General features: G+C 44.5%; 7 protein-coding genes. 5 read left to right on the forward strand and 2 right to left on the reverse strand.

The genetic code is table 11. From position 1 onward, the window contains the following. Positions 1 to 192: 192 nt before the first annotated feature. Positions 193 to 2,409 carry a fatty acid oxidation complex subunit alpha FadJ gene (fadJ, locus tag AB6E52_RS07365; RefSeq protein WP_102320195.1) on the reverse strand — a complete coding sequence of 739 codons (2,217 nt, stop codon included), beginning with the start codon at positions 2,407 to 2,409 and terminating at the stop codon, positions 193 to 195. Beyond that, on the reverse strand, positions 2,409 to 3,716 hold the full coding sequence (fadI, locus tag AB6E52_RS07370; protein WP_102320196.1) for an acetyl-CoA C-acyltransferase FadI: 1,308 nt from the start codon (positions 3,714 to 3,716) through the stop codon (positions 2,409 to 2,411). The genes fadJ and fadI overlap by 1 nt, the downstream gene beginning before the upstream one ends. A 552-nt stretch (positions 3,717 to 4,268) precedes the next feature. Between fadI and AB6E52_RS07375 the strand changes: the two genes are divergently transcribed. The 5 genes from AB6E52_RS07375 to AB6E52_RS07395 form a co-directional block, all read left to right on the forward strand. Continuing rightward, the gene (locus AB6E52_RS07375) at positions 4,269 to 4,817 is read left to right on the forward strand and encodes a sigma-70 family RNA polymerase sigma factor (protein ID WP_017060646.1); all 549 of its coding nucleotides are present in this window, start codon (positions 4,269 to 4,271) and stop codon (positions 4,815 to 4,817) included. Further along, positions 4,810 to 5,538 carry a DUF3379 domain-containing protein gene (locus AB6E52_RS07380; protein ID WP_017060647.1) on the forward strand — a complete coding sequence of 243 codons (729 nt, stop codon included), beginning with the start codon at positions 4,810 to 4,812 and terminating at the stop codon, positions 5,536 to 5,538. Before AB6E52_RS07375 ends, AB6E52_RS07380 begins: the two co-directional genes overlap by 8 nt. Positions 5,539 to 5,835: 297 nt before the next feature. Continuing rightward, the gene (locus AB6E52_RS07385) at positions 5,836 to 7,098 is read left to right on the forward strand and encodes an outer membrane protein transport protein (RefSeq protein WP_102320197.1); all 1,263 of its coding nucleotides are present in this window, start codon (positions 5,836 to 5,838) and stop codon (positions 7,096 to 7,098) included. Between the two features lie 296 nt (positions 7,099 to 7,394). Next, positions 7,395 to 8,699 (forward strand): outer membrane protein transport protein, encoded by a 1,305-nt coding sequence (locus AB6E52_RS07390; protein ID WP_017068971.1) that lies wholly within the window; start codon positions 7,395 to 7,397, stop codon positions 8,697 to 8,699. Positions 8,700 to 8,880: 181 nt separating this feature from the next. Beyond that, positions 8,881 to 9,245: IS5 family transposase (locus AB6E52_RS07395; protein WP_372189949.1), on the forward strand; the 365-nt coding region annotated here is incomplete at its 3' end.

Below are 9,245 nucleotides of genomic sequence, written 5' to 3' on the forward strand. Positions count from 1 at the left end.
GGTAGTTTTGATTGACGTGTGTTTGACCACCTTTCTAATCAACGCAATAACTTACTTTTTATCTCTCAATCATCATTCCCGAGAAGGAGGAACGACTGAGTCGGGAATCTCATTCCTTTCACACTCGTTCATAAAACAGAAAAGCCCGCATCAATTGCTTGATACGGGCTTCTTAATCAATGAGTTAGAGAGTTACTTGTAGAAAGACTCACCCAATCCAGCACGTGTCAGTAGGCCATCACATGGCGCGAAACGATCACCGTACTTCTTAGCGAAATCGTTCATCATCTCAACCAGTGACTTAATGCCGATTTGATCCATATAACGGAACGGACCACCTAGGAATGGCGGGAAACCGATACCGAAAATCGCACCGATATCACCATCACGAGGGCTGCGGATAATGCCGTCGTCTAGACAACGAACCGCTTCGTTTAGCATAGGTAACACACAGCGCATCGCGATATCGTTATCGCTCAACTTAGGATCTGGTTGCAGCTTAAGCAGCTTGTAAACTGACTTATCCACTTCCTTCTTCTTGCCTTTGTAAGTGTAGAAACCTTTACCACTCTTGCGGCCTTTACGATTGTCATTCAAAAGAATATCGAACACATCAGGACCTTGGAAACGATCGCCAAGCTCATTCACTAAAATCGGAATGATCTTCGCACCGATATCAACACCCACCTCATCTAATAAAGTGATAGGACCAACCGGGAAACCGAAGTCCAATAACGTGCTGTCGAGCTTTTCTATCGGCTCGTTCGCTAGCAGTAAATGCGCTGCTTCGTTCATGTACGGAGCAAGAATACGGTTCACATAAAAACCAGCCGTGTCTTTCACAACAATCGGCGTTTTACCTTGCTTCTTCGCTAATGCAACAACCGTAGAAATCGTCTCTTCTGACGTAGTTTCATGAGGGATAACTTCTACTAGCGGCATTTTTTCGGCTGGGCTGAAGTAGTGAAGACCGACCACGTTTTCTGGTCGCTGCGCCTTCTCCGCAATCTTATGGATCGGCAATGAAGACGTATTCGTCGCAAAAATAGTCTCTGGCTTGGCATTGGCTTCGATGTCCGCAACCATTGACTGCTTAAGGTCGAGGTCTTCAAATACCGCTTCAATCACCACATCGGTGTGATTAAAGCTCGTAAAGTCGATACCACCAGACAGTTGAAGCATCTTACTTTCAAGGCCCGCTCGGCTCAGAATGCGACGCTTACGCTGCTTATCGAACAACTTGAAGTTGTAGTTAAGCGCGTTCAGTACACCTTCATTTGATACGTCTTTAATGCGTACAGGCACTTTCGCCTTAGTAACACTGACATGGCTGATGCCTGCGCCCATAAGACCACCGCCTAGCACACCAACACGCTTAACCGCTTTGGGTTCTGCGTCTGCGCCGTGTTCTTTTTTCATTTCCGTGGTTGCAAAGAAAATCGAACGAAGGGCTTTAGACTCTGAAGTCATAACCAGTTCTGAGAAACGCTTCGCTTCATACTGAAGACCTTTATCAAAGCCGTTCTCAAGGCCATAACGAATCACGTCTAAAATCGCATCCGCTGCTGGGTAATTGCCGCGTGTTTTCTGATTGGTCTTCTTAGAAGCTTGTTCAAAAATCACTTTACGACCAAGGCCGTTACGTGAAATCAGCTTTTCTTTGGTCGACGCTTGGCTTTTCGACGCAAGGCGCTTACCTTTTTTACTGCCCGTATTCTTTTCAACAAAGCTTTTAGCGACTTCAAGCAGGATAGTTTCAGGCACACAAGCATCGACAACACCGAGCGATTTCGCTTTCTTAGCGCGCAGTTGCTTACCCGTAAGGATTAGGTCAAGAGATGGCAGCAAACCAATAAGGCGAGGTAGACGCTGTGTACCGCCAGAGCCTGGTAACAGACCTAACTGTACTTCTGGCAGACCAACGCGAGTCTTATCTGAATCGGTACATACACGGTAATCACACGCCAGTGCAAGCTCTAAACCACCACCTAAACATGGGCCGTGAATCGCTGCGACTACTGGGTACGGTAGTTCAGAAAGCGTTTGGAACATCTCCTGCCCTTGGCGAGCCAGAGACTGTGCTTCGTCAGCCGTTTTACACGCATCAAGCATTCTTACATCAGCACCAGCGATAAAGTTATCTGGCTTAAGAGAATGAACGATTAGGCCCTTAACTCGGCTTTGCTTTTCTTTGAGTTGCTCAAAGATGGCTTTCATTTCTTCAGCAAAAGCCGCTTGCAGCGTGTTCATTTTCTCGTTTGGTACATCAATCGCTAACCAAGCAATATCTTGCTCATCGATATTGAGAGTAAATGCTGTCGCTTTCTTTTTGGTTGATTCAGTCGCAGAGGTTGAATCTGGTTGAGCGACTGTTTCTTTTTCTGTTGTTGCATCAAGAGTCGTAGACATTATTCTACCTCCAAGATCATTGCTGCACCTAAACCACCAGCCGCACAAGCTGTGTTCAATGCCAAGCCGCCACCGCGACGTTTCAGTTCACGTAATGTTTGAGTCATCATGCGCGCGCCAGTCGCTGCAAACGGATGTCCGTAAGCAATCGAGCTACCCAGCACGTTGAACTTCTCCATATCAACCTCACCGATCGCTTTGTCGCGGCCAAGATTCTTCTGTGCAAACTCATCGCTCGCGAACATTTTCACGTTAGCCAAAACTTGGGCAGCGAATGCTTCGTGCATCTCAATCAGTGTTAGATCTGATAACTCTAGACCTGTGTTTTTCAAGACTTGCGAGGTCGCGTACGTTGGACCCATCAGCATATCCGTTTCAACACCAATCGCTGAGAACGCATAACCACGAATATAACCAAGCACTTCTAAGCCTAGTTCTTTCGCTTTACCTTCGCGCATCAACATCACTGCTGCACCGCCATCAGTCAGTGGCGTAGCATTGGCTGCCGTTACACTGCCGTACTTTCTATCAAAAGCAGGACGTAGCTTGGCGTATCCTTCAACCGTTGAGTCGTGGCGAATGTTGTTGTCTTCCGCTAGATACTTTTTGTAAGGTGCCGGGAATGCCGTCATCACTTCGTCTTTAATCTTGCCTTCTTTCCATGCCTGAGAAGCCAAAGAGTGAGAACGGTGAGCAAGTGCATCTTGAGCTTCGCGAGTAATACCATGCGTCTTAGCCATTTGCTCAGCCGTTTGTCCCATGGATAAACCGGTCGAGTATTCAGCAACTGCAGGTGGTACTGGCATCAAATCTTTTACGGAAAGTGTTTTAAGAATTTTCAGCTTTTGACCCATAGTTTTCGTTTTACTCAGCGCTAATAGATTTGCCGCTAACTTTTTCGAAACACCGATAGGCAATACAGAAGAAGAGTCCGCACCGCCCGCAATACCGATATCAATCGTGCCAGCCATAATGCTTTCGGTCACGTTAACTGCCGCTTGGAAGCTGGTCGCACATGCTCGTGTGACACTGTAGGCATCGGTATTGATGTTCATGCCTGTGCCCAACACGATTTCACGCGCAATGTTCGGCGCTTCTGGCATTTGCACTACTTGGCCGAACACAACTTGTTCGATAAGCGCAGGATCGACATCCGTTCTTGCAAGCATTTCGCTCACAACCATTTTGCCTAGGTCAACCGCAGGCACTTGGCTAAATTCTGTGCTCTGACGAGCAAATGGGGTTCGTAATCCAGCGACAACGGCAACACGTTCTCCAGAACGCGTTTTGACTTCCTGTTTGCCCATGATTTCTCCTTAAAGTTAAGAGGTCTGACCTGAAGCATTGTAAAGAAGTTGTTAATTAAATCAAACGAGCGTTTAAATAAACGTGATACGAGTATCTCACTGTTTGAAAATATAACTGCGCATTCAGGCGAACCTTTTTGGGGGAAAGGTTGTCGTAAGAGACTAAACTATTGTAAGCAAAGACTGTTATCGCTGTGTAGGGAATGGTTTTCTTGAGGCAAAAAAAAACCACACAAAGCTGTGTGGTCGGAATGTATATAAAGCAATTAACTTAGCGCCAATTGAAATAATCAGTTTCCTGATTAGGAGAAAGTAAAGTCAGCCTTCAAAAGGAAGTGTCGTCTTGCTCAACATGCTAGCCACGAATGACTAACTAGACGACAAGGTGTACTATAACGAGTTCGAGGCCTTAGATTTTGAAGTAGATCAATTTTAATGTGATTTTACGATTTCCTGCCGATCGTTAGCTCTAAAAATATAAAAACGAAGCACAACGTATAGAGGACAGCTATACGCAGAGCAATTATGGAGGCTCGTGTGTCAATAATAAAAATGTTTGGAAAGAAAACAGCCAAGCGTCCGGTCAACTCTGATATGGACAAACAAAGAAAATACGAAGCACTTGTGCGCGCCTATCATCGTGACCTCTTTCGCTACGCCTATTGGTTATGCAAAGACAAAAGCATTGCCGAAGACTTAGTTCAAGAAACTTGCCTTCGTGCATGGAAGTCACTCGATAGCCTTCAAGATGAAAAAGCCGCCAAATCTTGGCTGATTACCATCTTGAGACGCGAGAACGCTCGACGTTTTGAACGCAAACAGTTTGATCTGGTTGATATCGACGATCACGGTAACGATGCTAGTGTCAGTGATGACCCGCACCATCAGCATCAGTGGTTGCAAGCCCAGATCATGAAACTTGAAATTGATTACCGTGAACCTCTCTTCTTGCAAGTGATTGGTGGTTTTAGTGGTGATGAGATTGCCGATATTCTCGATCTCAACAAAAACACGGTGATGACACGTTTATTCAGAGCTCGAAATCAGTTGAAAGAGCTGTTGGATACAGAAGAGGCAGAGAGGGGGCAACATAATGGATGATTTGGAATTTCGTCGTCGTGTATTGTCGGAACCTAAACAACGTACACAAGATATTGTTGATGCGACCGCGAATAGCGAAGCCAATAGTAACTTCTTAGACGATGTACTAGCGCTTGATAAACAGATCCACTCTGCGATGAATGTGGATGTGCCAGACGACCTTGCTGATCGTATTCTGTTCAATCAGACCTCAAGCGAAGAAAGCAAAGTAGTAAGGCCAACGTTTGCGAGACGAGCAATGGCAATGGCCGCCTCAGTAGCATTCGTTGCAGGTTTATTAGTTGGCCAAGTGAATTGGGGAAATGCATTCGTTTCACCTGCGCAAGCTAGTTTAGTTGATACAGCGATGAAGCATGTTGTTGATGAGAAGAGCTTTGTTAGTAGCATCGATGAACAGGTTACATCGCAGCAGATCAACGCAAAAATGAACCCATTTGCTTTTCAGTTTGATGACGCTTTCCCTTACCATGTTTATTACCTAAACCACTGTGGCTTTGGTAAATCCAACGCAGTACATATGGTCTTCCAAGGCGCAAAAGGCAAAGTAACACTGTTTTTAACCGGTATTCCAACAGACAAACCTATCGATTTTGATGAAAAAGGCATGTCCGGCTCGGTAACACCCGTAGATGGCAGCAGCTTAATCCTTGTGGGTGAAAATGGTGAGGATGTTTCCAAAATCGCCGAAAAGCTGACAAAAATGATCAAACCAATGAGCTGATTCGCTCTTAAAGCCCCGTCACAAAAGGCCCAGCAATTATATTACTGATATTGCTGGGCTTTATTTATAAATAAACCACAAAACCATTCACACCACCAATACCTCTAGAGTTAAAACTCTAAAAAACAGCATTTCACACCATTTTCGTGCCAGATAGGCGTCATTTCCATAATTTTCCACTCAAAATTCCCAATGGTCGGATTTGTATATCGTATACTTGCGAATAGGATCAGCCACCATTGAGCAATTGCTCAAATTAATCGCCCTGTAGAGGCGGATATATAAAGGAATAAATGAATGACTACCAACAACACGCGTCTGTTTAAAAAGTCTCTTTTAGCAGTAACAATTACACTGGCGTCTTCGCAAGCGATGGCAGCAGGTTTCCAACTTAACGCACAATCAGCTACCGGTATCGGCCGTGCTTTCGCTGGTGATGCAGTAATCGCAGATAACGCGTCAGTAATGGCACGTAACCCTGCGGCAATGGCACTGTTTGACAAAACTGAACTATCTCTTGGTTTTGAAAGCATCACTTCTATGATTGAAGTCAAGGATGCTACTTATACAGGCTTCATGGGCGGTAATTCTAGCAATGCTGACTATGACGATGCTGGCGATACTTCGATTGCACCAAACATTCATCTAATCGTTCCAGTAAATGATAAATTTGCATGGGGTGTAAATGCTTATTCTAACTTCGGTACAAAAACTGAATTCAGCGATAGCTATGTGGGTGGTGAATACGGCGGCCTAACAGATGTAAAAAGTGTTAACTTTGGTTTAGCTGGTTCATACCGTCTAAACAAACAGTGGAGCTTTGGTGCAGGCCTTGACCTTATTTACGGTAAAGGCGAACTGAAACGAACAATGAGCTCGGAAGTTAATACTCCGCCAATCCCAGGCTTGCCACAAGCAGGTCAAACAGTTCTTGATGCTGAAGCGGATGGTTGGGCTGTGGGCTTTAACCTTGGTACTGTTTTCGAGTTAAACGAAAATAACCGTTTTGGTTTGGCTTACCACTACTCTCCGAAACTTGAAGCTGAAGGCGATATCAGCTACCAAGGCACTGAATATAAAGATGATACCCTTCATATGCCTCTACCTGATATGGTTGAGTTCTCTGGTTTCCACAAGATTGAAGATACTAAATTCGCAGTTCATTACTCAGTGCAATGGATTGGTTGGAGCTCATTTGACAAGCTAGAAGCAGACAAAGCAGGTGTTCTAAACAATTACGAATGGCAGAATGGTATGCACTACTCTCTAGGTGGTACATATTACATGAATCGCGATTGGACACTTCGTGCCGGCTACATGTATGACACAAGTGCACAAGATGAAGTCACTTCAGTTTCAGTTCCAGATTCAGATCGCCAATGGTTCTCAGCTGGTTTCACATACCACATCAACGAAGCGTCAAACGTAGACTTTGGTTTCACATACTTAATGGGCGACGATGTTAAAGTTAATGAATCAACTTCTGTTGTTTCGTCAATTTCAGCAACAACTCGTGCAGATGCAATCCTAATGGGTCTACAGTACAGCCGTAGCTTCTAATAAAAGCTAGGTTATAAACCTCAAAGGGTCGCATAATGCGACCCTTTTTTATTGCCTAAACCACTGACCTACATCAATTTAAGCTTACAACTGTAGCCTGCAAGGTCAATATATGACTACAAGTGTACGCTCAAACTTCGCAACACAGCAGAAACATTTAGATTATTTCTCTAATAATTAAACACATTTACTCATTAAATCCCTAAAACACTGTTTTATTCGAATTTCATTTTTAAAGTAATGACTCTAAACGTAGAATCACGCCACTAAATACTTATGATTCAGCGAACATAATAATGAAAATGAATAAGACTCTTCTATCTGCTGCAGTGGCAGTTGGACTACTTTCGACTTCTACCGTCACTCACGCGGCAGGTTTCCAACTAGCAGAATACTCAGCAACAGGCCTTGGCCGCGCATACGCTGGTGAAGCTGCAATGGCTGACGGCGCAGACGCACAATGGCGTAACCCTGCCATGCTGACTTACCTAGAAGGTACTCAGGTTTCTGTTGGTGCTATCTATGTTGACCCTAACATCGATATCGACGGTACTTCTACGTCCATGATGGGACAATCTACTTCGTCAAATTCTAGCGATTTTGCGCACAGTGCAGTAATCCCAAACTTTTATGTTTCTCATAAGTACAACGACAAGTTCGCATTAGGCTTTGCTGCTGGCACTAACTACGGTATGGAAACAGACCTAGGTAAAGACTTTGGTGGCGCAAACCACGGTAACGAAGCAAGTGTTACTACGATGGAGCTAAACCTAAACGCGGCTTACCAAGTACTTGAAAGCGTATCTATTGGTGGTGGTATTCGTTACATCATGGCTGAAGGTAGCTTTGGAGCGGTATCTACAGTTAACTCTCTAGTTCCTATGCCTCAAGGTACAGCTTTAAAATACATGGAAGGTGATGACACAGCGTGGGGCTGGCAAGTTGGTACCGCTTGGCAGATCAATGAAAACAACCGCCTTGGTTTTACCTACAAGTCAGAAGTAGACCTAACGCTTGAGGGCCACGCAAATGGTGTCGCTTTTGATGCTGTTGCTGGCGCTTTAGGTACTCCTGTGAAGTCAAAATATAACGGCTCAATGCAACTTGCATTGCCAGCAACCGCCGAGCTTGCAAGCTTCCATCAACTATCAGATAAAGTCGCTGTACATGCGAGCGTTAACTGGACTAATTGGAGTAGCTTTGAAGAACTAGTAGCTGACATCCCTGAATTCGGTCCTGCTCGAACTCAAGATATCAAGCAAGAGAACTGGGAAGACAACTACCGCTTTGCGATCGGTACAACTTACCAAATGACACCTAAGTTAGCTCTGCGCTCTGGTATTGCGTACGACACTTCAGCGGTAAGCGATGAACACCGTACTGCGACGATTCCGGAAACAGACCGCACTTGGTTGAGTATTGGTGCTGGCTACCAATGGTCTGAGCAACTAACACTAGACGCTGGTTTCACTTACATCCTAGCGAAAGACGCAAAAATGGTTGAAGATGACGCAAGTTCTGCGCCATTTGGTGGTGACTTCGAAGGTGAAGTGACTGGTAGCATCTGGTTAGTGGGCATCCAAGCGAACTACCGCTTCTAATCTACCGCCCTAAAAGTAGAAAATATTAAAAAGGCTCGATGTTGCATCAACATCGAGCCTGTCTTTTATCGGTTTTCTAAATCGTGTTTCTAGGGCGTGTTGATCTTTCGTGAGTGTTTTTTGAACAGCATGGTAAAGAGTTATAATTTGCTTCGCCAAAAGTAAAACCATAACCAATACCATGCCAAGAACAATGCTAACTGATATTCGCTGGGAACTGCTACTCCAAGTTATGAAAAGTACAGGTCGTATTTACGATAAAACTGAACATCGAATGACATTTGAAGGAATACTTTATCGAATGAGAACAGGTATTCCTTGGCGAGATCTACCCTCTGAGTTCGGAGAGTGGAGTACCGTTTACAGACGATTTAATCTTTGGTCAAAGAAAGGGATTTTAGATAATCTTTTCAAAAGTTTATCTAACATGGCTGATTTTGAATGGGTATTTCTTGATGGCTCTATAGTTAGAGCACATCAGCATAGTACAGGTGCAGCTACTGAAAGTTCAGAGCAAATAGGAAAAAGTCGCGGGGGCAACTCAAC

The sequence above is a fragment of the Vibrio sp. 10N.247.311.13 genome (assembly GCF_041467595.1).
In the GTDB taxonomy this organism is placed as follows: Bacteria; Pseudomonadota; Gammaproteobacteria; order Enterobacterales; family Vibrionaceae; genus Vibrio; species Vibrio crassostreae_C.